Genomic DNA, 22435 nt, shown 5'->3' on the forward strand with positions numbered 1-22435 from the left:
GGGCGAGCAAGCTCGCGCCCCACAAGGAGCCGGCTCCCACGCGGGGGAGCCGAGCCGATCAGTAGCGATAAGCGTGCGGCTTGAACGGGCCTTCGACGGTGACGCCGATGTAGTCAGCCTGTTGCTTGGTCAGCTTGGTGACCACGCCGCCGAAACCGCGGACCATTTCCAGGGCGACTTCTTCGTCGAGTTTCTTCGGCAGCACTTCCACGGTCAGGCGCTCGGCTTTCTGGGCCGGCGACAGGTCGGCGTATTTCTGGCCGAACAGGAAGATCTGGGCCAGGACCTGGTTGGCGAACGAACCGTCCATGATGCGGCTTGGGTGACCGGTGGCGTTGCCCAGGTTAACCAGGCGGCCTTCGGCGAGCAGGATCAGGTAGTCGTCGTTCTGTGGGTCGAAGCTGCCGGCGCCGGTGCGGTGCACCTTGTGGACCTGCGGCTTCACTTCTTCCCATGCCCAGTTCTTGCGCATGAAAGCGGTGTCGATTTCATTGTCGAAGTGACCGATGTTGCAGACCACGGCGCGCTTCTTAAGGGCCTTGAGCATGTTGGCGTCACAGACATTGACGTTACCGGTGGTGGTGACGATCAGGTCGATCTTGCCCAGCAGTGCCTTGTCGATGCTGGCCTCGGTGCCGTCGTTGATCCCGTCGATGAACGGCGAAACCAGCTCGAAACCGTCCATGCACGCTTGCATGGCGCAGATCGGGTCGACTTCCGACACCTTGACGATCATGCCTTCCTGACGCAGGGATTGGGCCGAACCCTTGCCCACGTCACCGTAGCCGATCACCAGGGCCTGCTTGCCGGACAGCAAGTGGTCGGTGCCGCGCTTGATGGCGTCGTTGAGGCTGTGACGGCAGCCGTACTTGTTGTCGTTCTTGCTCTTGGTCACCGAGTCGTTGACGTTGATGGCCGGGATCTTCAGTTCGCCCTTGGCCAGCATGTCCAGCAGGCGGTGTACGCCGGTGGTGGTTTCCTCGGTCACGCCGTGGACCTTGTCCAGCACGGCCGGGTATTTCTTGTGCAGCAGCTCGGTCAGGTCGCCGCCGTCGTCGAGGATCATGTTGGTTTCCCACGGCTGGCCATCCTTGAGGATGGTCTGCTCCAGGCACCACTCGTACTCTTGCTCGGTCTCGCCTTTCCAGGCGAAAACCGGGATGCCGGCAGCGGCAATGGCCGCGGCGGCCTGGTCCTGGGTCGAGAAGATGTTGCAGGAGGACCAGCGAACTTCGGCACCCAGGGCAACCAGGGTTTCGATCAGCACGGCGGTCTGGATGGTCATGTGGATGCAGCCGAGGATTTTTGCGCCCTTCAATGGCTGTTCGCCAGAGTATTTGCGGCGCAGGCCCATCAGGGCTGGCATTTCGGATTCGGCAATGATGATCTCGCGACGGCCCCAGGCAGCCAGGGACATGTCGGCGACTTTGTAGTCGGTAAAAGCAGCAGGCGTGATAACAGCGCTCATGAAGAGCCTCCATTCGTAATGTATGCGAATGGGCGCCGTTGTGCGTTTAGTGCCTGTGCGGGGAGCCCCGTACAAACAACGCCCCATCCGAGCCTGACAGGTCGAGCCTGCTGCAGCGCCCCTCGGACAGGTGGCGGGAACGACCCAAAGCGTGGGCCGGCAAAGCGGTGGCGATTATAACGGGCTAATCGGATCTTCCAAAGGGTTTCTGTCGGCAAATCAAAATTGCCAATGATCGTTATAGCCCTGGCGACGTAGAGCCTTCCCGCCCGGTCTGCCATGATGCCGGCATTCATCGGCCAGACGCTCAGGAGTGATCATGAATTTCCACACCCGCAAATGGGTCAAGCCCGAAGACCTCAATCCCAATGGCACGCTGTTCGGCGGCAGCCTGTTGCGCTGGATCGACGAGGAGGCGGCGATCTACGCTATCGTCCAGCTGGGTAACCAGCGCGTTGTCACCAAGTACATCTCTGAAATCAATTTTGTCAGCGCTTCGCGCCAGGGCGACATTATCGAACTGGGCATCACCGCCACCGAGTTTGGCCGCACGTCCATCACCCTGACGTGCGAAGTGCGCAACAAGATCACCCGCAAGAGCATCCTGACAGTGGAGAAGATGGTGTTCGTCAATCTCGGCGAAGACGGCTTGCCCGCGCCCCATGGTCGGACGGAGATCAAGTACGTCAAGGATCAGTTCAAGGGCGACATTGTCGAATAAGGCCGGGGGTGTAACAGGCGCCGGTCATTTCCCGGCACCACTGAACAGCTCCGAACGCCGCGTGTCGTAGGTACATCACGCCACCGGTTCAGGAGCTGTATGGACACTCACGAAGACGGCAAGACCCCTGACCTCTCGGCACAGGAACAGCACGAGGTCGACCGCAACCAGCCGCCACGGGCGGCAGTGCTGCATGAAATCATCCGCACCCAGGGCAATCAGGAGCTGGAACGCAGCGTCGCCGCGCTCTGGTGGTCGGCGCTGGCGGCCGGCTTGACCATGGGACTGTCGCTCATGGCGATGGGGTTGCTCAACTCGCGGCTGCCGGACCACGAAGGTTTTAAAGTGATTGCCAGTCTTGGCTACTGCGCCGGCTTCCTGGCGGTGATCCTCGCGCGCCAGCAGCTATTTACCGAAAACACCCTGACCGCCGTGCTGCCCATCATGAGCAAGCCAACGTTGGGCAACTTCGGCCGCTTGTTCAGGCTATGGGGTGTGGTGTTGGTGGGCAATCTGTGCGGCACTTTGCTGGTGGCCTATGTGATGCTGCACCTGCCGATTTTCGATCAGCGCACCGACCAGGCGTTCCTGGAAATCGGTCGCAAGGTCATGGAAAACGACACCGGCCAGATGTTCGCCAAGGGCATTATTTCCGGCTGGATGATCGCCACCATGGTGTGGATGATCCCCTCTATGGAAAGCGCCAAGATGTGGATCATTGTGCTTATCACTTATCTCATGGCGCTGGGGGACTTCACCCACATCGTCGTCGGCTCGGCCGAGGTCTCCTATCTGGTGTTTGCCGGCCAGTTGTCCTGGGAGGATTTCTGGATGGTGTTCGCCGCGCCAACCCTGGCGGGCAACATCATCGGCGGCAGCTTCATCTTTGCCCTGATCAGCCACGCGCAGGTGCGCAGCGAGACCAACGTTCCCCTCAGTACCCCTCTCACTCGGCAAAGCCTGCCGCGGCGCTCAGGCGACGCTGCCGATAAATAAAGTACAGCGCAGTCAATACGGTCAGCCCGCCGACCAGGGCGCCGGTCCATGGCAGGTCGGCCAGGTTGGCGCCGCTGGCCACCACCAGTCCGCCGATCCAGGCGCCGGCGGCGTTGCCCAGGTTGAAGGCGCTCTGGTTCAGCGTCGAGCCGAGGTTCGGCGCTTCATGGGCCTGGTCGATGATCAGCAATTGCAGGATCGGGCACAGGGCGAAGGCGAAGATGCCCCACAGCACCAGGGTAATCGCCGCTGGAATCACCGATTGGCTGGTCTGGCTGAACGCGGCCAACACCAGCACCACGGCCAGCGCCATGCCTACCAATGATGGCAGCAGGCGCCGGTCGGCCAACCGCCCACCAAGAAAACTGCCCGCCGTGAGGCCGACGCCGAACAACAGCAGCATGACGGTGATGCCGTGAGGGCTCACGCCGGTGATGTCCTGCAGGATCGGCGCGATGTAGGTGAACACGCTGAACAGGCTGGTAGAGGCCAGCACGCTCATGCCCAGCGCCAGCAGCACATTGACCTTGCCCAGGACCTTGAACTCGCTGGCGAGGTTGGCCTTTTCCATGGGGATTTCCTTGGGCAACCAGACCCATTGGGCAATGACTGCGATCACGCCGATCACCGATACCGCCCAGAACGTCGACCGCCAGCCGGCGTATTGGCCCAGCGCCGTGCCCAACGGCACGCCCAGGACATTCGCCAACGTCAGGCCGGTGAACATCATCGCGATCGCCTGGGCCCGTTTGTTCGGCGCCACCAGCCCGGCCGCCACCACCGAGCCGATCCCAAAAAACGCCCCGTGACACAGCGCGGTAATGACCCGGGCGGCCATCAGCGTGACGTAGTTCGGCGCCAGGGCGCAGAGCACGTTGCCGAGAATGAACATCAGCGTCATGCCCAGCAGCGTTGCCCGGCGTGGCATATTGGCGGTGCCGATCGCCAGGATCGGCGCGCCGAACACCACGCCCAAGGCGTAGCCGGTGATCAGCAACCCGGCTTGGGGAATGCTGACGCCCAGGTCACGGGCGACATCGGGCAGCAGGCCCATGATGACGAATTCAGTCGTGCCGATGCCGAAAGCGGCAACGGCCAAAGCAAGCAAGGCGAGTGGCATGCGCAGGGTCTCTGTCTGTAGTCTTGACGCTCTGATCAGCCATACGCATGCCGATGCTCCGATTCGAACGAAACGGGCAGCAGCAGAGTTATTGGAATTGGCTTATGCGCAACTGAGTGCGGCGTGGTCGGGAGCAGTATAAACCGCTGCGGAGCTGTGGGCCATGCAACTGGGCTCAATCGCCGATGCGGTGGCGCTGCGGGAGATCAGGGTGATCCTGGTTGTGGTCTTTGCCATGCGCTACCTTAAAGAACCTTTTGGCCGGCCACGGCTCTTAGCCTGCGCACTGGTGCTGATTGGCATGCTGGTGATGAAACTCTGACCAGTGCCTCACGCTCGATTTTTCTAAAAAACTCAAAAAGGAAGTGCGGTATGACGGTAGCCCTGTGGTGTGTGTTGATCGCTTTTATCCTGCCTTACCTGTGTATCGGCATCGCCAAGGCGGGCGGCAGATACAGGCTGCAGGATAACCACGATCCCCGGGATTTCCTCGACGCGCTCGAAGGCGCACCCCGGCGTGCCTACGCCGCGCAATTGAACAGCTTCGAGATCGCCCCGTTTTTTGCTGCCGCCGTGATCGTCGCGCACCTGGCCGGCAACGCCGAGCTGGTGACCATCAACGTGCTTGCCGTGTTGTTCATCACCAGTCGGCTGCTGTACATCATCTGCTACTTGGCGGACTGGGCAATCCTGCGTTCGCTGGTGTGGTTCGTCGGGGTGGGGTTGGTACTGAGTTTCTTCTTTGTTTCGGTCTGAAGCGGGTTTATAGAGGTAAGCGTTTGAGCGGTCCCCATCGCGATAAGCTCGCGACGGGGTCCCGCCCATCGACTCCAATCCTCAGGGATTGGCAGTGATCGCATTCGCCACCTGCGGCACTTGCGGCAAAGCCATGCCCTTGGGCCAGAGCATCCAGATTTGTCCTTGTTGCTTCATGTCCCCGGCCAGTTGCCCCGCAGCCTCGCCGGTGCCCCAGAACAGGTCGGCCCGTACTTCGCCGGTAATCGCGCCGCCGGTGTCCTGGGCCGCGACGGGGCGGTTCAAGGCGCTGCCATCGGGGCGAGTCGTGGATAGCCACAACAGGCTGCCAAGGGGGATTACCTTGCGATCCACCGCCACGCTGTAGCCAGCGGTGAGCGGTACGTTCAGCGAGCCGCGAGGGCCTTCGTTGCTGTCGGGGTTGCGGTTGAAGAATACATAGCTGGGGTTGCTCCCCAGCAACTCGGGAATCCGCTCCGGGTGGGCCTTGGCCCAGGCATTGATGGCGCCCATGGTCACGTCTTCTTTCTTCAGCTCGCCCTGTTCGACCAGCCACCGGCCGATGGGCCGATATGGGTGGCCGTTCTGGTCGGCGTAGCCGATGCGCACCTGGCGGCCGTCATCGAGCCGAATCCGCCCCGAACCCTGGATCTGCAGGAATTGCAGGTTCATCGGGTCCGTCAGCCAGGCGATAACTGGCGCCTTCACCCCTTGGGTCTCAATGGTAGTCGCGTCGTCGTAGGGTTTCAGCACCCGGCCTTCGAGGCGACCGCGCAGGCGCTTGCCCTTGAGTTCGGGGTAGAGGCTGTCCAGCGCAACGACAATCATGTCCTCTGGCACGCCGTACACCGGGACATTTGCAGTAGCCGTCTGGGTGAGGCTGCCGGGATAGACCGGCTCGTAGTAGCCGGTGATCAGGCCGTTGGGGCTGTTGTCGCCCGAGCGTAGGCCATAGACGTCCAGGTGCTTTTTCAGGAAGTTGCGTACGGCCGATGCGGTCTGCGGCACATTGGCCGCGGCCGCGCAGGTCGGGCCCCAGTTCGGGTCGGCCTTGAGCCGGGTGCAAGCGCTGCGCCAGGAACCGAAACCGGCCAGCAAGTCTTCGTCGGAGACCGAAGGCAGCGCCTCCCACGGTGCGCTGACATAAGTGGCGAGGGCGTGGGTCTTCGGCTCTTCGGTCTTTTCACCGCGATTGCAGCCTGCCAGTAATGCGATCAGCGGTAGGGTCAACGCCAGGCTTTTCTGCCAGGGCTTGAAGCGGCTGTTCATGAAATTTTCCTTTGCAGTCGTTGAGCGCGGTCAGGCGCTCGACAACCCGTATTGTTGATAGGGCCATTGGTCTTTGCCCGCGCCCCGGAGGATACTAACGGCCGTTTCCCGTTCCGAGGCCAAGATGTTTGTAAGACGATTTTCCATGGTCGTGCTGGCTTGCCTGGTGTTGTCCGCCTGCGGTGGCGTCGACCCTAACTCCCCGCTGGGCCAGCGCAAGGCGATTTTCAAACAGATGCTCAAGACCAACGAAGAGTTGGGTGGCATGCTGCGCGGACGTATTCCATTCGACGGCGCACGTTTCGCCGAAGGCGCGGTAAAACTCGATCAACTGTCCCGCGAGCCGTGGAAGCACTTCCCACCGGTACGCGAGCAGGACCACACCAGCGCTTTGGACGAGGTCTGGCAAAAACAGGCGCGTTTCCAGGAGCTGGCCCGTAGCCTTGAGACCGCCACCGCTGAGTTGGTGGTGGCCAGCAAGGTCCAGCCCTACAGAGCCAGTCAGTTGGGACCGGCGGTGCAACAGGTCGAAGATGCGTGCAGTGCCTGTCACAAGGAGTTTCGGGATCATTGATTAGGGGCAGCTCACAGCCTACTTGTCCAACTCATCCACCGTTTCCTGCAGTTCCTTGCGGGAAGCCGCCAGTTTGTCCTTGCGCTTGTTGATCTTCTCCGCGTCGCCCTTCTTCATGGCTTTTTCCAGGTCGGCCTGGCGGCGACTGACTTCATGCTTGGCCTCAAGCACTTTGTTCTCGCGCTCCTTGCGCAAGGACGCGTCGGTGCAATGGGTTGTGACTTCGCTCAGTGCCGTTTCGAGACCCGCCTGCTGATCCTGATTGCCTCGGGACTTGGCCTGCTTGATCTGGTTGATGATGCCTTGGCGCTTGGCCGCGCAGCCGGTGAGCTCCGGGGTTTGCTCATCCGCCAATGAAGAGGTAGCCATGGCGCTGCATAACACCAGCAGGGCAACAGGGGGCAGGAAATTCATAGCAACTCCGTATAAAGACACGCGGGCGGTCGGGCAGATGCGCTGTTTGACGCATGCCTGCCCCTTGGGTTCAACCGCGCGGGGCCTGAATTAGAAGCCATCGACCCCTGCGGTGCGTAGTGTTTCAGTCAAGGCCAGCACCTGCGGGTCGCGAAAAAAAGCGCTCAGTTGCGCGGCGCGTCCCGGCCCGATGCCGGCCTCGGCTTGCCATTGTTCGGTGCTGCGCTCGGCCAATGCCTGCCACGGTCCGTCCAGCCTGGCCTGTGCGGTAGGCGGCAGGCCGAGGGCCTTGAGCCACTGGCGAAACGGTCGATGCCGGGCGCTGTCCAGGCTGGCAAGCAGTTGAGTACTGCTGCGTTCGCCGAAGCCGGCAATGGTAGCAAGCTCGGCGGCATCGAGGGTCAACCAATCGAGCAATCCGTCGAGTCGCCCGGCGACCAGCAGTTTTTCCCAGGTGCCCGGGCCGACATGAGGCAGGGCGAGCCCGTGCTTGCCACTGAGCCAATCCATGCGTGCCAGGAATTGGCTCTCGCAGCCGGGCGTCGGTTGCCAGCAACTCAAGAGGTGATAATCGGCCGCCGCAGGGGCAATGACGTCCTGGCGCTCCAGGCTGCGCAGCACAACCGCGTCGAGTCGCGGGATCGTCAGGCCGGCCAGGCTGATCGCAACCCGATCGCCGGGGCGCACGTCCATCTCCTCCCAGTGCTTGAGCGAACTGACGCTCACCCGGCGGATCCTTCGGTCGTCGAGCAGGGTAGGTTCAATTTCCAGCACGGGCGTGATGCGTCCGGTACGACCGACCTTGAAGTTCACTTTGCGAACTTCGGCAAGGGCTTGGGCGTATGGGTATTTCCAGGCCACGCTCCAGAAAGGCGCCTTGGCCTGCCAGCGGTCGGCGGATGGACGGCGGCTCTGGCGCAGGACGATTCCATCAGTGGCGAAGGGCAGCGGCGTGCGATACCAGTGGTTGCGCCAGTGCTCGGCATCGGCCAGGTGCCGGACGGGCTGGTTGTAGTCCAGGGTATCAGCGAAGCCCAGCTCATTCAGCGCGGTCATCCGCTCGGGCAAGGTGTCCGGCCCTTCGGGCCAGTCCCAGACGAACAGGCCGATATATTGCGTATCGTGCGTCGTCAGGTTGCCGCGCGCCATCAGGCCCGCCATGGTCCCCCGGGCGTTCAAGCTGCCCCTGACGGCTTGGACATGGTCGTCCAGGCGCCGATACAACTCGCCCTGGACGACCACGCTCAAAGGCTGGCTCAGTTGCTGCGGAATGGCGTCGATCTTGCGCGCATTCGTGGTCCAGTCATGCCCGTGTTTGCCGTCGCCACGGCTGATCGCCTGCTGCAGGCGCCCTTCCCGATAGACCAGAGTCACTGCCACGCCATCGACTTTCGGCTGGATCCAGACATCTTCTCGATGGCGTAGCCAGGCTCCCACTGCGTCGGCGTCCTTGAGTTTTTCCAGGCCGGTGTGAACGATCGGGTGCGCCACCTTCCCGCCCGCTGATCGCAGCGGATTCGTGGGCGCGGCGAGGTTCACGCAAGTGCGCCATTGTTCCAGCTGTTCGAGGGACTGATCATAAAGTTCGTCGGCTACCAGGGATCGGCCGAGGCGGTGATAACTGTCGTCCCAAGTGTCTATTTGCCGTTGCAGCGCGGCGATTTCTGCTCTGGCACGCTCGATGGGCCAGTCGGGGCAGGGCGCGGCGACCGCGGGGACAGTGACGAATAGCAGGCAGGCGAGTACATGAAAAAACGATGGCATCGAAGCATCCTTGCTTGGTTGAGTACCTGAAGGCTAGTCATTGTCTGGGAAGTCGCGAGACTTGGAGCGTTACCGGATTTTGCGGAGCCTGATGGCGAAGTCGCGGCGGTACAGTTGAGGTATGAATTCGTCGCGCAACTGTCCCTTGAACCCCTCGGCGACCGGCGCAGAATGGGCCTTCGACTCGTCGCTGCCAGGAGCGCCCCGATGGACCTGACGACCCTCGCTGTTTTCATCCCTGCCTGCTTTGCGTTGAACATGGCGCCGGGGCCGAACAACCTCCTGTCCATCAGTAACGCCTCCCGCTATGGCTTCGTCCGGGCGTGCAGTGGCGGCGTCGGCCGGTTGCTGGCGTTTGCGATCATGATTGCCTTGGCGGCAGTGGGGCTGACCGCTGTCCTGCACACTTCCGAGTTGTTATTTTTGGGCATCAAGCTCGTCGGTGCCGGGTATCTGTTCTTTCTCGCCGTGCAGTTGTGGCGGGCGCAGCCTGAAACCGACAGCGACGCGGTGATGACCTCCATGAGCGTGGCCAGCCTGGCGCGCCAGGAGTTCCTGGTGGCGATTGGCAATCCGAAAGCGATCCTGCTGTTTACCGCGTTCCTGCCGCAGTTCGTTGATCGCTCCGGCACCGTCACTCAGCAATTCGCGGTGCTCGGCGGGCTTTTCCTGGCGTTGGAATGCGTTGCCATCGGCTTGTACTGCTACATGGGTATTTATGCGCGGCGACTGTTTGCCCGGCCGAGCGGCAAGCGGCTGTTCAATCGGATGTGCGCGGGGTTGTTGGCCAGCGCGGCTTCGTTCTTGCTGGTGGCGCGGCGGGCCTGAACAGCGGATACAAAAAAGCCCCTGGCGACTCAGTCGCCAGGGGCTTTTCATTGTCGCGGGTATTACAGGCCGGCAGCGGCGCGCAGGGCGTCAGCGCGGTCGGTCTTTTCCCAGGTGAACGTGGTGAACGTGTCGTCACCCACCGTCTTGGTCTGCGGCGTACGACCGAAGTGGCCGTAGGCTGCGGTGTCCTGGTACATCGGGTGCAGCAGGTCGAGCATGGTGGTGATCGCGTATGGACGCAGGTCGAATACTTCGCGGACCAGGTTGATGATCTTGTCATCGCCAATCTTGCCGGTGCCGAAGGTGTTCAGCGAGATCGACGTAGGCTGGGCGACACCAATGGCGTAGGAAACCTGGATCTCGCAACGCTCGGCCAGGCCGGCGGCCACGATGTTCTTGGCGACATAACGACCGGCGTAGGCGGCTGAACGGTCAACCTTGGATGGATCCTTGCCGGAGAACGCGCCGCCACCGTGACGGGCCATGCCGCCGTAGCTGTCGACGATGATCTTGCGACCGGTCAGGCCGCAGTCGCCCACCGGGCCGCCAATGATGAACTGGCCAGTAGGGTTGATGTGGAACTGGGTGTCCTTGGACAGCAGTTCGGCAGGCAGTACGTGCTTGACGATCAGCTCCATCACGCCTTCGCGCAGGTCTTTGTAGGACACTTCCGGGTTGTGCTGGGTCGACAGCACGACGGCGTCGATGCCAACGACCTTGCCGCCTTCGTAACGGCAGGTCACTTGCGACTTGGCGTCCGGGCGCAGCCAAGGCAGCAGGCCGGATTTGCGGGCTTCGGCCTGACGCTGGACCAACTGGTGCGAGAAGGTGATGGGTGCCGGCATCAGCACGTCGGTTTCGTTGCTGGCGTAGCCGAACATCAGGCCCTGGTCGCCAGCGCCCTGGTCTTCCGGCTTGGCGCGGTCGACACCCTGGTTGATGTCGGGGGACTGCTTGCCGATGATGTTCATCACGCCGCAGGTCGCGCCGTCGAAGCCGACGTCGGAGCTGTTGTAGCCGATGCCCAGGATCACATCGCGAACGATCTGTTCCAGGTCGACCCAGGCCGAGGTGGTGACTTCGCCGGCGATGATCGCCACGCCCGTTTTCACCAGAGTCTCGCACGCCACGCGGGCGAACTTGTCTTCAGCAATGATGGCGTCCAGCACCGCATCAGAAATCTGGTCGGCGATTTTGTCCGGATGCCCTTCAGACACGGACTCGGAGGTGAAAAGGGAGTATTCGCTCATCTCGATGTTTTCCTACAAGTTACCGATGGTGAGTGTCGCCAGCCGGTCGCTGAAAATGGCGGACCTGAATCTGGAAACCATTACGTAAGCCTACATAGAGGCTTTCCCCGGGCACGAGGCCCGCAGCGGTGGCCCAACGGGCCAGATCGTCCTGTTCAAACCCCAACCATAGATCACCGCAGGCCTCCTTGGCCCAACTCTGGTTGTGGCTGCATAACTCTGTCACCAACAGGCTACCGCCCGGTTGCAACAGGTTGGCCATGTGCCTGAGCGCATCGGCCGGCGCGGCAAAATGATGAAGCACCATATTCAATACAACACAGTCGGCCCGCAGGTTCACGCCGTTAAGGGCGTCGGCCAGTTGCAGGCTGACGTTAGCCAGCGCCTCACGCTCGCACACCTGGCGGGCCAGCTCCAGCATGGCCGGGCTGTTGTCCAGCGCCGTCACCTGGCCGAAGCGCCGCGCCAGTTCCGGAAGGAAAGCACCGTCGCCGGGGCCGACTTCAATGGCCGTGGCGCTCGGCCCGAAGCTCAATTTGTCCAGCAGCGCCACAACGCTGTCACGGTACTGCGGCAGTCCTGCGATCAAATCCTGCTGGGCGCGAAATTTCTCTGCCACCCGTGCGAAAAAATCCTGGCTGGCTGCGGCCCGTTGCCCGTGTACCTGGGCGATGCGCGCCTGCACGTCGATCGGCAGATCCAGCTCATCCACTTCCTCCAGCAGCGCGGCGTGCAGCTTGCCGCCCAGGAGATCGGTATGGGGCAGGGCGCGGCGATAAAAAATCGCATTGCCTTCACGGCGGGTCGCTACCAGGTCAGCCTGGGCCAGCACTTTAAGGTGATGGCTCATGCCGGATTGGCCGATACCAAAGATCTGCGCCAGTTCCAGCACGCCGAACGAGTCGTTGGCCAGGGCGCGCAATACATTGAGCCGCAACGGATCGCCGCCGGCCTTGCAAAGGGCCGCCAGCTCATCGCAATCGTCATGGCGAATGGAAGGCACGCGTAAATTCATGGGCGGCAGTCTAGTGACCGGTCTGGCCCATCGCAAGGTCAATATCAAAAAGTTTTGATATTGCTCGATAAATGGCACTTCCCGAAGGAGGCGTGACTCTACCCACCATCAGCGGAAAGGTTTCACCCAACTAATGCGACGTTATCCGCCGCAAATATCGCCTTTGGACGACTATCTGATTGCCCAAGGCGGGTGGGTGAGGGAAAATGCTCGCCTTTTTTCAGTTTCGTTATTCAAAACCCAGGAGATCAGCGATGCCCAGCCGTCGTGAGCGTGCCAATGCCATTCGTGCCCTTAGCATGGATGCCGTGCAAAAGGCCAACAGCGGCCATCCCGGTGCCCCCATGGGTATGGCGGATATCGCCGAGGTGCTGTGGCGCGACTACCTCAAGCACAGCCCGAGCAACCCAGCGTTTGCTGACCGTGACCGCTTCGTGCTGTCCAACGGCCACGGCTCGATGTTGATCTACTCGCTGCTGCACCTGACCGGTTATGACCTGTCGATCGATGACCTGAAAAACTTCCGCCAGCTGCACAGCCGCACCCCGGGTCACCCGGAATATGGCTATACCCCGGGCGTGGAAACCACCACCGGTCCATTGGGCCAGGGCCTGGCCAATGCCGTGGGTTTTGCCTTGGCAGAAAAAGTCCTGGCCGCGCAGTTCAATCGTCCAGGTCACAACGTTGTCGATCACCACACCTACGTGTTCCTGGGTGATGGCTGCATGATGGAAGGCATTTCCCATGAAGTCGCCTCCCTGGCCGGCACCCTGGGCCTGGACAAGCTGATCGCGTTCTATGATGACAACGGCATTTCCATCGACGGCGAAGTCGAAGGCTGGTTCACCGACGACACCCCGAAGCGTTTCGAGGCCTACAACTGGCTGGTGATCCGCAACGTCGACGGTCACGACCCTGAAGAAATCAAGATCGCCATCGAGACCGCTCGCAAGAGCACCCAGCCGACCCTGATCTGCTGCAAGACCACCATCGGTTTCGGCTCGCCGAACAAGCAAGGCAAGGAAGATTGCCACGGCGCGCCACTGGGTGCCGAGGAAATCGCCCTGACCCGCGCCGCGCTGAAGTGGGAGCACGGTCCGTTCGAAATCCCGGCCGACATCTATGCCGAATGGGACGCCAAGGAAAAAGGCCGTGCGGCCGAAGCCGAGTGGGACCAGCGTTTCGCTGCCTACTCCGCCGAATTCCCTGAGCTGGCCAACGAACTGGTACGTCGCCTCAGCGGCGAACTGCCGGCCGATTTCGCCGAGAAGGCTTCTGCCTATATCGCTGAAGTCGCGGCCAAGGGCGAGACCATCGCCAGCCGCAAGGCCAGCCAGAACACCCTGAACGCCTTTGGCCCGCTGTTGCCGGAACTGCTGGGCGGTTCGGCCGACCTGGCCGGTTCCAACCTGACGCTGTGGAAAGGCTGCAAAGGCGTCAGCGCCGAGGACGCCAGCGGCAACTACATGTACTACGGCGTTCGCGAGTTCGGCATGAGCGCGATCATGAACGGCGTTGCCCTGCACGGCGGCCTGGTGCCTTACGGCGCGACCTTCCTGATGTTCATGGAATATGCCCGCAACGCCGTGCGCATGTCGGCGCTGATGAAAAAACGCATCCTGTACGTGTTCACCCACGATTCAATCGGCCTGGGCGAAGACGGCCCGACGCACCAGCCGATCGAGCAACTGGCGAGCCTGCGCTGCACGCCGAACCTGGACACCTGGCGCCCATGCGACGCCGTGGAATCGGCCGTGGCCTGGAAATACGCCATCGAGCGTAACGACGGTCCGTCAGCGCTGATCTTCTCTCGTCAGAACCTGCAGCATCAGGAACGCGATGCTGGCCAGATCAGCGACATCACCCGCGGCGGCTACGTGCTCAAGGACTGCATCGGCGAGCCTGAGCTGATCCTGATCGCGACCGGTTCGGAAGTGGGCCTGGCCGTTCAGGCGTTTGACAAGCTGACCGCGCAGGGCCGCAACGTGCGCGTCGTGTCCATGCCGTGCACCAGCGTGTTCGATGCCCAGGATGCCGGCTACAAGCAGGCCGTGCTGCCGCTGCAAGTCAGCGCGCGGATTGCCATTGAAGCCGCCCACGCCGATTACTGGTACAAGTACGTTGGCCTGGAAGGCCGCGTCATCGGCATGACCACCTACGGCGAATCGGCGCCTGCGCCAGCGCTGTTCGAGGAATTCGGCTTCACCCTGGAAAATATCCTGGGTCAGGCTGAAGAACTGCTGGAAGACTGATCCGTAAACAGGTTGTCTGTTCTGACGCTATCGTGAGCAAGCTCGCCCCCACACGGTTTTTACCGGCCTCGTGGGAGCGGGCTTTCCTGCGATAGTGCTGGCCCGGACGACACTGCCTCAATGGTTCAACCCGATCAGAGAACCCCATGCCCCAACCGCGTCCCTACAAAGTTGCACTCAACGGCTACGGCCGCATTGGTCGTTGCGTCTTGCGTGCGTTGTTCGAGCGAGGGGCCTCGGCCGGTTTCGAAATCGTGGCGATCAATGACCTGGCTGACATGGCCAGCATCGAATACCTGACACGCTTTGACTCTACCCACGGCCGATTCCCCGGCGAAGTGCGGGTCGAGGGCGATTGTCTGCATATTAATGGCGATTGCGTGAAGGTCCTGCGCAGCGCCACCCCCGAGGGCATTGATTGGGCGTCCCTGGGCGTTGATCTGGTGCTTGAATGCTCCGGTGCCTACAACACCCGCGACGATGGCCAGCGCTTCATCGCTGCCGGCGCGCCACGGGTGCTGTTCTCCCAGCCGATGGCCAGCGAAGCGGATGTCGACGCCACCATCGTCTACGGGGTGAACCAGGATTGCCTGACCGGCGAAGAGCTGCTGGTGTCCAACGCGTCCTGCACCACCAACTGCGGCGTGCCGCTGTTGCGCCTGCTGGACCAGGCCATTGGTCTGGAATATGTGTCGATCACCACCATCCACTCGGCGATGAATGATCAACCGGTGATCGACGCCTACCACCATGAGGACTTGCGTCGTACCCGTTCGGCCTTTCAGTCGGTGATCCCGGTGTCCACTGGTCTGGCGCGCGGCATCGAACGGCTGTTGCCGGAACTTGCGGGACGAATTCAGGCCAAAGCCGTGCGGGTGCCGACGGTCAACGTGTCCTGCCTCGACATTACGATGCAGACCGTGAGCGATACCGACGCCACCGAGGTCAACCGGATCCTGCGCGAAGCCGCCACCAGCGGCCCGCTCAAAGGCCTTTTGGCCTACACCGAGTTGCCCCATGCCAGTTGTGATTTCAACCACGACCCACATTCGGCCATCGTCGATGCCAGCCAAACCCGCGTTTCCGGGCCCAGGCTTGTGAACATCCTGGCCTGGTTCGACAACGAATGGGGTTTTGCCAATCGAATGCTGGACGTTGCCGAGCATTACCTGCAAATAGCTTCCAATAAACCTGCTCTCTAAACAGTTACCCAGGAATTGCGACCCATGACCGTGTTGAAGATGTCCGACCTCGATCTGCAAGGTAAGCGCGTACTGATCCGCGAAGACCTCAACGTCCCCGTCAAGGACGGTGTTGTCACCAGCGACGCGCGTATCCTGGCCTCGCTGCCGACCATCAAGCTGGCCCTGGAAAAAGGCGCGGCCGTGATGGTCTGCTCCCACCTGGGCCGTCCGACCGAGGGCGAGTTTTCAGCCGAAAACAGCCTCAAGCCTGTCGCTGATTACCTGAGCAAGGCCTTGGGCCGCGAAGTGCCGCTGGTGGCTGATTACCTGGGCGGCGTCGACGTGAAGGCCGGCGACGTCGTGCTGTTCGAAAACGTGCGCTTCAACAAGGGCGAGAAAAAGAACGCCGATGAACTGGCCCAGCAATACGCCGCCCTGTGCGACGTGTTCGTAATGGACGCGTTCGGCACCGCTCACCGTGCCGAGGGCTCGACCCACGGCGTGGCGAAATTCGCCAAAATCGCCGCTGCCGGCCCGCTGCTGGCAGCCGAGCTGGATGCGTTGGGCAAGGCCCTGGGCTCTCCGGCCCAACCGATGGCCGCCATCGTTGCCGGCTCCAAGGTTTCCACCAAGCTGGACGTGCTCAACAGCCTGAGCCAGGTCTGCAACCAGTTGATCGTCGGCGGCGGTATCGCCAACACTTTCCTCGCCGCAGCCGGTCACCCAGTCGGCAAGTCGCTGTACGAGCCGGACCTGTTGGACATCGCCCGTGAAATCGCCGGCAAGGTCAGCGTGCCGCTGCCGGTGGACGTGGTCGTCGCCAAGGAGTTCGCCGAGAGCGCCACCGCCACCGTCAAGCTGATCGCCGACGTGGCCGAGGACGACATGATCCTCGACATCGGCCCACAAACCGCCGCCAACTTTGCCCAATTGCTGAAGTCTTCCAAGACTATCCTGTGGAACGGTCCGGTCGGCGTGTTCGAGTTCGACCAGTTCGGCAACGGCACCAAGGTGCTGGCTCAGGCCATCGCTGAAAGCGCCGCGTTCTCCATCGCTGGCGGCGGCGACACCCTGGCGGCCATCGATAAATATGGCGTGGCCGAGCAGATCTCCTACATTTCTACCGGTGGCGGCGCGTTCCTCGAATTCGTCGAAGGCAAAGTGTTGCCGGCCGTGGAAGTCCTGGAAAGCCGGGCCAAGGCCTGAGGCAACGTTGACCAGGCAAAGGAGTGTTCCGATGGTCAAGACGTTCATGACGCTGATGGCCGCGACATTGCTGGCGGCCTGCGCGAGCAGCCCGGAAGCCACGGCGCCCGATACCGCGGCGCCAACGCCCGAGGATGGCTGCTACCAGGCTGACTGGCAGGCCGAGACCAACCCGGTGCTGAACAAGCGATCCGGCCCGGACGGCCTGGATAAATACGAGACGCAAGCGCCGGTCAAGGAACATGGTTGCCCTTGACGGGTCAGACTCTTAACTCAGGGCGGGCGGCGCGGGCCGTCAGCCGAGGAACACGGATGAAAGGCTTTATCGCCGTTGTGGCATTGGCGTTGTTGGCCGGTTGCTCGCAACTGGGTTTTTTGCAGTCGTCCGAGCCTGCCGTAGGGGGCTGGACGAGCTGGACGTGTGACAGCGAGGCCAAGGTGCTCTGGCGTTATGCCGACGCCGCTCACAAGGAAGTCGACGTACGCCTGGGAGGCGCCGAGAAGGTCTATCACCTCAAGCTGGAACCGGGCGCTGAAGGTTCGCTGTACAGTGATGACATGCTGGCGTTTCACGTAAAAGGCCAGGAAGGCCTGGCGTATTGGGTCGCTACCAATGACTTGATTGGGCGTGGCTGCAAGGCTGACTGAACCGATTCCAAGGCCCCATGCAAGCGCTACGATTTTTGCAACACCGAACACGCAGGCCGGGCCAGCCCGACCGGCAATGACTTGAATAGCCGCCGCCGCTCCGGCAGGCTGGCACGATTAACGACCCTCGACCGGGAGAGACACACACAATGGCACTTATCAGCATGCGTCAGATGCTGGACCACGCAGCCGAGTTCGGCTACGGCGTCCCAGCCTTTAACGTCAACAACCTTGAGCAGATGCGCGCCATCATGGAAGCCGCTGACAAGACTGACTCCCCGGTGATCGTCCAGGCTTCGGCCGGTGCCCGCAAATACGCCGGCGCGCCGTTCCTGCGCCACCTGATCCTTGCGGCGATCGAAGAATTCCCGCACATCCCGGTGTGCATGCACCAAGACCACGGCACCAGCCCTGACGTCTGCCAGCGCTCCATCCAACTGGGCTTCAGCTCGGTAATGATGGACGGTTCCCTGGGCGAAGACGGCAAGACCCCGACCGATTACGAGTACAACGTACGCGTCACCCAGCAGACCGTCGCCATGGCCCACGCCTGCGGCGTTTCGGTGGAAGGTGAGCTGGGTTGCCTCGGCTCGCTGGAAACCGGCATGGCTGGCGAAGAAGACGGCATCGGCGCCGAAGGCGTGCTGGACCACAGCCAGATGCTGACCGACCCGGAAGAAGCCGCGGACTTCGTCAAGAAAACCCAGGTCGACGCCCTGGCCATCGCCATCGGCACCAGCCACGGCGCCTACAAGTTCACCAAGCCACCTACCGGCGACGTGTTGGCCATCGACCGCATCAAGGAAATCCACAAACGCATCCCTAACACCCACTTGGTGATGCACGGCTCGTCCTCGGTGCCGCAGGAGTGGCTGGCGATCATCAACCAGTACGGTGGCGACATCAAGGAAACCTACGGCGTGCCGGTTGAAGAAATCGTCGAAGGCATCAAGTACGGCGTGCGTAAGGTCAACATCGACACCGATTTGCGTCTGGCCTCCACTGGTGCGATGCGTCGGTTGATGGCGACCAATCCGAGCGAGTTTGATCCGCGTAAGTTCTTTGGCGCGACGGTGACGGCGATGCGTGATGTGTGTATTGCGCGTTATGAGGCGTTTGGTACGGCGGGTAATGCTTCGAAGATCAAGCCTATTTCTTTGGAAGCTATGTATCAGCGGTATTTGAAGGGTGAGTTGAACGCTAAGGTTAATTGATGGTTTAGCGTTGTTTGGAAAACCCGCAGTGATGCGGGTTTTTTGTGTTTGGGATTTGGGTGTATATCCGTTTTTTGGGTGAGGGCTGCTTAGGGTTCCGCCCTTACGGCGGCTCACTTTTGAGAAGCCCGGAAGCCGGCCCAGTCAAAAGTAAGCAAAACGCTTTCTGCCCCACCACTCGGTGCCTCGCTAGGGCTCGGCATGCCCTCACTCCGGCATTGCTCCGTGGGCCGCCGCGAAGGGCCATCCATGGCCCAGCGCGGCTATCCCGGCATCCATGCCGAGATGCCCACTGCGCAATGCCTGCGTTCGGCCATCGTGGTTAACGGGGCGCCGAGATCAACGTCCACCGCGAGGCGGCCTTATAGCCGACCTGGCTCTTGGTGGTATCGCATTTCATTAGGGTGATCATCTTTCGCCGGAAGGGCTTTATTGGTCTTCGAGGCCGCGTTGTTCAATGACGCCAAACACGTCGGTGACATCCTGGATCAGGATCCGAGCAACATTGGTGAGAGTGTTGAAGTCACCGGCGGCCGAATCGCGCAGGGTGGCGCAGGCCATGAGCGTCAAGTAGTCGAGCGTGGCATGCAAGCGTTCGCTGGCGCAGGCGTGGAGCTCGGTCAGTGGGGCGGTTTTATCGATGAACAGGACGGGGTGGGTGGTGGCGATCGGCGTGAGTGGAGTGAAGCGGCTGAGCAATTGTTCGGCTTTCATGACAAACCTCTAACTCAAGAAAAAGTATTTGCCACCGTTCGCTGCGAAACAAATTGGGTGGCAGCCATGTGCGGGTTCGCAGACCGAGGAGTTAGAAGCCCGGCAGACCCGAAGATCTCCCACACACAGCCGCCATGAAAAGCCGACGTCGGCAGGAGAGGCCTATGTCGATTTCTGACGGTCGTGATTCTAACTCACACGGGCTGCGAAACCCTCGTCCACTGACCAAAGCCAGCAGACCCACCGAACTATAGAGGAAATTTTCGAGGCCAAAATCGACCCTGTAGGACGCACCGCCCCTGTGGCGAGGGAGCTTGCTCCCGCTCGGGGGCGCAGCCGCCGTAAAACCGGTGCATACGGTAGGTCTGGTGAGAAGAGGGGCCGGTTCGCAGCCCAGCGGGGGTAAATCCCCTCGCCACAACGGGCAGTTTCCTACGAGATTTTCAGAAGCAGAGTTTCTGTAGTGTGATCAGCAGTCAGCATGCCGAGCGTTACCTCTCGCTTGCTAAAAAACGGGTGGTCAAAAGACACTTGAAATGTCCGCTATAAAGGACATGCTCAGCTTTCTTTCGTAAAAAGTCCGTTGTGGTGGACATTATGCTGATACTCAATCCTTCCGCTTTAGGCGAAAGAATGCGCACGCTACGCCGCGCAAAAGGCTATAGCCAACAGCGGCTCGCCGAAAAAGCCAATTGCAATCGCAAGACAATCATCGACCTTGAAGCCGGCGAAAACGTGGCCGTGTACACCCTGTTTCGGGTCGTGTCGGCATTGGGGATGGCACTGGAAATCGTCGATAAACGCATCGACCTCAAATCCCTTGCGGATCTGGTGGAGCATGATGAGTAGGATCAAGCTGCTCAATGTCATGACACCACAAGGCTATAGCGGCGACTTGTCCAAAGGTTCGCAATTCTCGTTTGCTTATGCCAGTGCCGAGGCACCTCGGGAGGTTTCACTGGTCATGCCCTATGACCCCACGCCTTCAGTCAGCAATATCCTTCATCCGATATTCGACATGAATGTGCCTGAGGGTTTTCTGGCGGACCAGATCAAGCGCCGGATGGCCAGGCATATGCAAGTGGATGATATGCGCCTGCTGTCGGTGATAGGCGGCAATCAAATCGGACGGCTTAGCTATGTAAATCCTACCGAGGCTTTGCACCCCGTTCGTGCTCAAGTCGGACTAAAGGACATCTTGTTGGCAGACGTCTCACAAAGCGTCTTTGATTTTCTGGTCGATACGTATTTCGAGTCGGGTATTTCGGGCGTGCAGCCCAAGGTACTCGTGCCTGACTTGGACAAGCTGACGGGTGATCAAAAAACCATGCTCAGCTCTGATCTGATCGTTAAATCCGGTGCAGAGGAGTATGCCCATCTGGCGCAAAACGAATTTCTTTGTCTAGAGGCGGCTCGCCTGGCAGGGCTTGAAACGCCGTCATTCTGGCTCTCGGAAAACGGCGAGTTGTTTGTAATGGAGAGGTTTGACCTGACCCCTTCCGGACGGTTGGGGTTTGAGGACATGGCTGTGTTGCTCGGCCTACACAAAGATCCTCACGACAACTACAAATATTCCCAAAGCTACGAAATTCTTGCCGCAGTAGTGGAGCATGTATGCCGTCACGCTGAACCGGTTCGCGAGTTGGAGCGCTTTTTTTCTTCAGTGTGCCTTTCGGTCATGGTGCGCAACGGCGACGCTCATCTAAAAAACTTTGGTGTTATCTATACGCATCCGGACGCGCCAGAAAGCGTGCGGTTGGCGCCGGTGTTTGATGTCACCACCACCACGGTTTATGAACACTACAACCCCAAGTCTGGCCGCTCGCTGGTAGATCGCACATTGGCGATCAAGATGAACAAGGTAAAAAATTATCCTGATCGCAAGCAATTGATCGAGTTCGGTCGCAAGCATTGCAAAGTTGATAAGCCCGCTTTGATCATCGAACGAATCGCCGATGCCATGAGCCAGGCATTAGCGAGCGGTGGGCATCGAATTGATGGAGAGTTGCTGGACGGTATGCAAAGGGAGTGGGATTCGGGTCGGCTTGCCGCGCTTCATGATTCGGCACCGTTGCGGTTCCGGGGGAAGCCATTGGTGCAGAAATGAGTCGTAAGGCACAGAGCGCACCGGCCCCCGTGGCGAGGGAGCTTGCTCCCGCTCGGGGGCGCAGTCGCCGTAAAACTGGTGCATGCGGTGGGTCTGGCGGAAAAGCGGGCTGCTTCGCAGCCCAGCGGGAGCAAGCTCCCTCGCCACAGGGTGTAAATTCTACGAGATTTTAGGACGTGAAATCTCACGTGTTGTGATCGATATCCAACTTGCTGAACGTCACCTTGCCACCCTCGCTGGTGTAGCCCGTGTTGTCCTGCACATACACCCCCGCCTTGAAATACAGCGGTTTGACCTTCCAGGTGGCGCTGATGGTCGTGTACCAACTATTGCCCGCAGCAGTGATGCCCAAGTCGCCGGTGCGATCGAGGTGGATCCGATAAGAAAAGGCTCGATTGAGCTTCACGCCGGTCGCCACTGTGATAACCCGGCTTTTGCTGTCATTGGGGCGCATGCGCACCTTGGCGACGATGTTGCCGGTGTCGCTGGCATCCTTGTACTGGTATTCAAGCTTTACCATGGGCTTGTTGCTGTCCTTGGCATGGATCTGGCCAATGACAATCTTGCCGCTGCTGGGAACCTGACTGACCACCAGCGTCGCGCGCAATTGATTGTCGGCCTCCGGGTACAGCCAGTTGCGCAGGGTGCCGTCTTTATAGGTTTCGCGTAATTCGCTACGCGGGTAGATCGCATTTTCAGTCTTGGAACCGGTGACGGGTGACCAGAAATAGACCGTGCTGCCTTCGGAGTTGAAATACTTGTCCCTGAACCCGCTCACCAATCGAGGTGTTTCGATGGTCTTCGGCGGGCTGCCTTCGGGGATGCTCAAGTTCCAGGTGGCAAGATCGACCATGTTCGGATCCTTTCTGAGAAGAAGAAATGATTTACGCCACAGCCGGAGGCTCTAAGACGCGCGTTTACAGACGCCAATG

At 60.7% G+C, this 22435-nt stretch carries 22 protein-coding genes, 1 pseudogene and 1 riboswitch; of the genes and pseudogenes, 14 read left to right on the forward strand and 9 right to left on the reverse strand.

Annotated elements, in window-relative coordinates; all coding sequences use genetic code 11:
- Positions 1 to 58: 58 nt before the first annotated feature.
- Positions 59 to 1468, reverse strand: coding sequence for an adenosylhomocysteinase (gene ahcY / locus HU742_RS01240; protein WP_186634179.1), 1410 nt, complete (start codon positions 1466 to 1468; stop codon positions 59 to 61).
- Positions 1469 to 1491: 23 nt separating this feature from the next.
- A riboswitch (S-adenosyl-L-homocysteine riboswitch) is annotated at positions 1492 to 1598 on the reverse strand.
- A gap of 189 nt (positions 1599 to 1787) precedes the next feature.
- Between ahcY and HU742_RS01245 the strand changes: the two genes are divergently transcribed.
- Together HU742_RS01245 and HU742_RS01250 are read left to right on the forward strand one after the other, a co-directional pair.
- The gene (locus HU742_RS01245) at positions 1788 to 2189 is read left to right on the forward strand and encodes an acyl-CoA thioesterase (RefSeq protein ID WP_186643472.1); all 402 of its coding nucleotides are present in this window, start codon (positions 1788 to 1790) and stop codon (positions 2187 to 2189) included.
- Between the two features lie 99 nt (positions 2190 to 2288).
- Positions 2289 to 3185, forward strand: coding sequence for a formate/nitrite transporter family protein (locus HU742_RS01250; protein ID WP_186634182.1), 897 nt, complete (start codon positions 2289 to 2291; stop codon positions 3183 to 3185).
- Here the strand turns inward: HU742_RS01250 and HU742_RS01255 are convergent.
- Complete coding sequence (locus HU742_RS01255) at positions 3136 to 4305, reverse strand: MFS transporter (RefSeq protein WP_186634185.1); 1170 nt, start codon at positions 4303 to 4305, stop codon at positions 3136 to 3138. The genes HU742_RS01250 and HU742_RS01255 overlap by 50 nt on opposite strands.
- Before the next feature lie 145 nt (positions 4306 to 4450).
- Between HU742_RS01255 and HU742_RS01260 the strand changes: the two are divergent.
- Together HU742_RS01260 and HU742_RS01265 are read left to right on the forward strand one after the other, a co-directional pair.
- Positions 4451 to 4627, forward strand: a pseudogene (locus tag HU742_RS01260) (EamA family transporter); the annotation flags it as partial.
- 50 nt (positions 4628 to 4677) lie between these two features.
- A complete protein-coding gene (locus HU742_RS01265) occupies positions 4678 to 5061 on the forward strand; it encodes an MAPEG family protein (protein WP_186612022.1) in 384 nt (127 codons plus the stop codon).
- A gap of 81 nt (positions 5062 to 5142) precedes the next feature.
- On the opposite strand, the gene mltA is transcribed toward HU742_RS01265, so the two are convergent.
- Positions 5143 to 6330: a murein transglycosylase A gene (gene mltA, locus HU742_RS01270; RefSeq protein ID WP_186643473.1), complete on the reverse strand. Its 1188-nt coding sequence runs from the start codon at positions 6328 to 6330 to the stop codon at positions 5143 to 5145.
- A gap of 124 nt (positions 6331 to 6454) precedes the next feature.
- Between mltA and HU742_RS01275 the strand changes: the two genes are divergently transcribed.
- On the forward strand, positions 6455 to 6904 hold the full coding sequence (locus HU742_RS01275) for a c-type cytochrome (protein ID WP_186634190.1): 450 nt from the start codon (positions 6455 to 6457) through the stop codon (positions 6902 to 6904).
- 18 nt (positions 6905 to 6922) lie between these two features.
- Here HU742_RS01275 and HU742_RS01280 read toward each other — a convergent pair whose 3' ends face one another.
- Together HU742_RS01280 and ligB are read right to left on the reverse strand one after the other, a co-directional pair.
- A complete protein-coding gene (locus HU742_RS01280) occupies positions 6923 to 7318 on the reverse strand; it encodes a DUF1090 domain-containing protein (RefSeq protein WP_186643474.1) in 396 nt (131 codons plus the stop codon).
- Between the two features lie 90 nt (positions 7319 to 7408).
- Positions 7409 to 9082 (reverse strand): NAD-dependent DNA ligase LigB, encoded by a 1674-nt coding sequence (ligB, locus tag HU742_RS01285; protein ID WP_186634196.1) that lies wholly within the window; start codon positions 9080 to 9082, stop codon positions 7409 to 7411.
- A gap of 207 nt (positions 9083 to 9289) precedes the next feature.
- Here ligB and HU742_RS01290 point away from each other — a divergent pair, with 207 nt between their 5' ends.
- Entirely contained in the window at positions 9290 to 9910 is a 621-nt protein-coding gene (locus HU742_RS01290) for a LysE family translocator (RefSeq protein WP_186634199.1), read from the forward strand.
- Positions 9911 to 9972: 62 nt separating this feature from the next.
- On the opposite strand, the gene metK is transcribed toward HU742_RS01290, so the two are convergent.
- A complete protein-coding gene (gene metK, locus HU742_RS01295) occupies positions 9973 to 11163 on the reverse strand; it encodes a methionine adenosyltransferase (RefSeq protein WP_186634201.1) in 1191 nt (396 codons plus the stop codon).
- A gap of 19 nt (positions 11164 to 11182) precedes the next feature.
- Positions 11183 to 12178, reverse strand: a complete 996-nt coding sequence (locus HU742_RS01300) for an ArsR/SmtB family transcription factor (protein ID WP_186634204.1) — start codon at positions 12176 to 12178, stop codon at positions 11183 to 11185.
- A 254-nt stretch (positions 12179 to 12432) separates the two neighbouring features.
- Here HU742_RS01300 and tkt point away from each other — a divergent pair, with 254 nt between their 5' ends.
- From tkt to fba, 6 genes are all read left to right on the forward strand, one after another.
- Positions 12433 to 14430, forward strand: coding sequence for a transketolase (tkt, locus tag HU742_RS01305; protein WP_186634207.1), 1998 nt, complete (start codon positions 12433 to 12435; stop codon positions 14428 to 14430).
- Positions 14431 to 14576: 146 nt separating this feature from the next.
- Positions 14577 to 15632, forward strand: a complete 1056-nt coding sequence (epd, locus tag HU742_RS01310; protein ID WP_186634210.1) for an erythrose-4-phosphate dehydrogenase — start codon at positions 14577 to 14579, stop codon at positions 15630 to 15632.
- Positions 15633 to 15656: 24 nt separating this feature from the next.
- Positions 15657 to 16820 carry a phosphoglycerate kinase gene (locus HU742_RS01315; RefSeq protein ID WP_186643475.1) on the forward strand — a complete coding sequence of 388 codons (1164 nt, stop codon included), beginning with the start codon at positions 15657 to 15659 and terminating at the stop codon, positions 16818 to 16820.
- Positions 16821 to 16851: 31 nt separating this feature from the next.
- Positions 16852 to 17076 carry a YajG family lipoprotein gene (locus tag HU742_RS01320; RefSeq protein WP_186634216.1) on the forward strand — a complete coding sequence of 75 codons (225 nt, stop codon included), beginning with the start codon at positions 16852 to 16854 and terminating at the stop codon, positions 17074 to 17076.
- Positions 17077 to 17132: 56 nt separating this feature from the next.
- Complete coding sequence (locus tag HU742_RS01325) at positions 17133 to 17468, forward strand: MliC family protein (RefSeq protein ID WP_186634219.1); 336 nt, start codon at positions 17133 to 17135, stop codon at positions 17466 to 17468.
- Between the two features lie 149 nt (positions 17469 to 17617).
- Entirely contained in the window at positions 17618 to 18682 is a 1065-nt protein-coding gene (gene fba, locus HU742_RS01330; RefSeq protein WP_003177554.1) for a class II fructose-bisphosphate aldolase, read from the forward strand.
- Between the two features lie 429 nt (positions 18683 to 19111).
- Here fba and HU742_RS01335 read toward each other — a convergent pair whose 3' ends face one another.
- A complete protein-coding gene (locus HU742_RS01335; protein ID WP_186634224.1) occupies positions 19112 to 19396 on the reverse strand; it encodes a fructose-bisphosphate aldolase in 285 nt (94 codons plus the stop codon).
- Between the two features lie 597 nt (positions 19397 to 19993).
- Here HU742_RS01335 and HU742_RS01340 point away from each other — a divergent pair.
- Both HU742_RS01340 and HU742_RS01345 read left to right on the forward strand, forming a co-directional pair.
- Positions 19994 to 20245: a helix-turn-helix transcriptional regulator gene (locus HU742_RS01340; RefSeq protein WP_186634227.1), complete on the forward strand. Its 252-nt coding sequence runs from the start codon at positions 19994 to 19996 to the stop codon at positions 20243 to 20245.
- On the forward strand, positions 20238 to 21503 hold the full coding sequence (locus HU742_RS01345; RefSeq protein WP_186643476.1) for a type II toxin-antitoxin system HipA family toxin: 1266 nt from the start codon (positions 20238 to 20240) through the stop codon (positions 21501 to 21503). The genes HU742_RS01340 and HU742_RS01345 overlap by 8 nt, the downstream gene beginning before the upstream one ends.
- Before the next feature lie 184 nt (positions 21504 to 21687).
- Here the strand turns inward: HU742_RS01345 and HU742_RS01350 are convergent, their stop codons facing one another.
- Positions 21688 to 22356, reverse strand: a complete 669-nt coding sequence (locus tag HU742_RS01350) for a polysaccharide lyase family 7 protein (RefSeq protein ID WP_186643477.1) — start codon at positions 22354 to 22356, stop codon at positions 21688 to 21690.
- Between the last annotated feature and the right edge of the window lie 79 nt (positions 22357 to 22435).

It is taken from the genome of Pseudomonas marvdashtae (assembly GCF_014268655.2).
In the GTDB taxonomy this organism is placed as follows: Bacteria; Pseudomonadota; Gammaproteobacteria; order Pseudomonadales; family Pseudomonadaceae; genus Aquipseudomonas; species Aquipseudomonas marvdashtae.

What these genes read in the sequence shown, in the direction of transcription:
- HU742_RS01250 (WP_186634182.1), top strand. Translation starts at nt 2,289, where the DNA reads ATGGACACTCACGAAGACGGCAAGACCCCTGACCTCTCGGCACAGGAA.
- HU742_RS01325 (WP_186634219.1), top strand. Translation starts at nt 17,133, where the DNA reads ATGAAAGGCTTTATCGCCGTTGTGGCATTGGCGTTGTTGGCCGGTTGC.
- mltA (WP_186643473.1), bottom strand. Translation starts at nt 6,330, where the DNA reads ATGAACAGCCGCTTCAAGCCCTGGCAGAAAAGCCTGGCGTTGACCCTA.
- HU742_RS01335 (WP_186634224.1), bottom strand. Translation starts at nt 19,396, where the DNA reads ATGAAAGCCGAACAATTGCTCAGCCGCTTCACTCCACTCACGCCGATC.
- ahcY (WP_186634179.1), bottom strand. Translation starts at nt 1,468, where the DNA reads ATGAGCGCTGTTATCACGCCTGCTGCTTTTACCGACTACAAAGTCGCC.
- HU742_RS01280 (WP_186643474.1), bottom strand. Translation starts at nt 7,318, where the DNA reads ATGAATTTCCTGCCCCCTGTTGCCCTGCTGGTGTTATGCAGCGCCATG.
- tkt (WP_186634207.1), top strand. Translation starts at nt 12,433, where the DNA reads ATGCCCAGCCGTCGTGAGCGTGCCAATGCCATTCGTGCCCTTAGCATG.
- HU742_RS01320 (WP_186634216.1), top strand. Translation starts at nt 16,852, where the DNA reads ATGGTCAAGACGTTCATGACGCTGATGGCCGCGACATTGCTGGCGGCC.
- HU742_RS01300 (WP_186634204.1), bottom strand. Translation starts at nt 12,178, where the DNA reads ATGAATTTACGCGTGCCTTCCATTCGCCATGACGATTGCGATGAGCTG.
- HU742_RS01350 (WP_186643477.1), bottom strand. Translation starts at nt 22,356, where the DNA reads ATGGTCGATCTTGCCACCTGGAACTTGAGCATCCCCGAAGGCAGCCCG.
- HU742_RS01275 (WP_186634190.1), top strand. Translation starts at nt 6,455, where the DNA reads ATGTTTGTAAGACGATTTTCCATGGTCGTGCTGGCTTGCCTGGTGTTG.
- HU742_RS01345 (WP_186643476.1), top strand. Translation starts at nt 20,238, where the DNA reads ATGAGTAGGATCAAGCTGCTCAATGTCATGACACCACAAGGCTATAGC.
- HU742_RS01340 (WP_186634227.1), top strand. Translation starts at nt 19,994, where the DNA reads ATGCTGATACTCAATCCTTCCGCTTTAGGCGAAAGAATGCGCACGCTA.
- HU742_RS01315 (WP_186643475.1), top strand. Translation starts at nt 15,657, where the DNA reads ATGACCGTGTTGAAGATGTCCGACCTCGATCTGCAAGGTAAGCGCGTA.
- metK (WP_186634201.1), bottom strand. Translation starts at nt 11,163, where the DNA reads ATGAGCGAATACTCCCTTTTCACCTCCGAGTCCGTGTCTGAAGGGCAT.
- HU742_RS01245 (WP_186643472.1), top strand. Translation starts at nt 1,788, where the DNA reads ATGAATTTCCACACCCGCAAATGGGTCAAGCCCGAAGACCTCAATCCC.
- epd (WP_186634210.1), top strand. Translation starts at nt 14,577, where the DNA reads ATGCCCCAACCGCGTCCCTACAAAGTTGCACTCAACGGCTACGGCCGC.
- ligB (WP_186634196.1), bottom strand. Translation starts at nt 9,082, where the DNA reads ATGCCATCGTTTTTTCATGTACTCGCCTGCCTGCTATTCGTCACTGTC.
- HU742_RS01290 (WP_186634199.1), top strand. Translation starts at nt 9,290, where the DNA reads ATGGACCTGACGACCCTCGCTGTTTTCATCCCTGCCTGCTTTGCGTTG.
- HU742_RS01265 (WP_186612022.1), top strand. Translation starts at nt 4,678, where the DNA reads ATGACGGTAGCCCTGTGGTGTGTGTTGATCGCTTTTATCCTGCCTTAC.
- HU742_RS01255 (WP_186634185.1), bottom strand. Translation starts at nt 4,305, where the DNA reads ATGCCACTCGCCTTGCTTGCTTTGGCCGTTGCCGCTTTCGGCATCGGC.
- fba (WP_003177554.1), top strand. Translation starts at nt 17,618, where the DNA reads ATGGCACTTATCAGCATGCGTCAGATGCTGGACCACGCAGCCGAGTTC.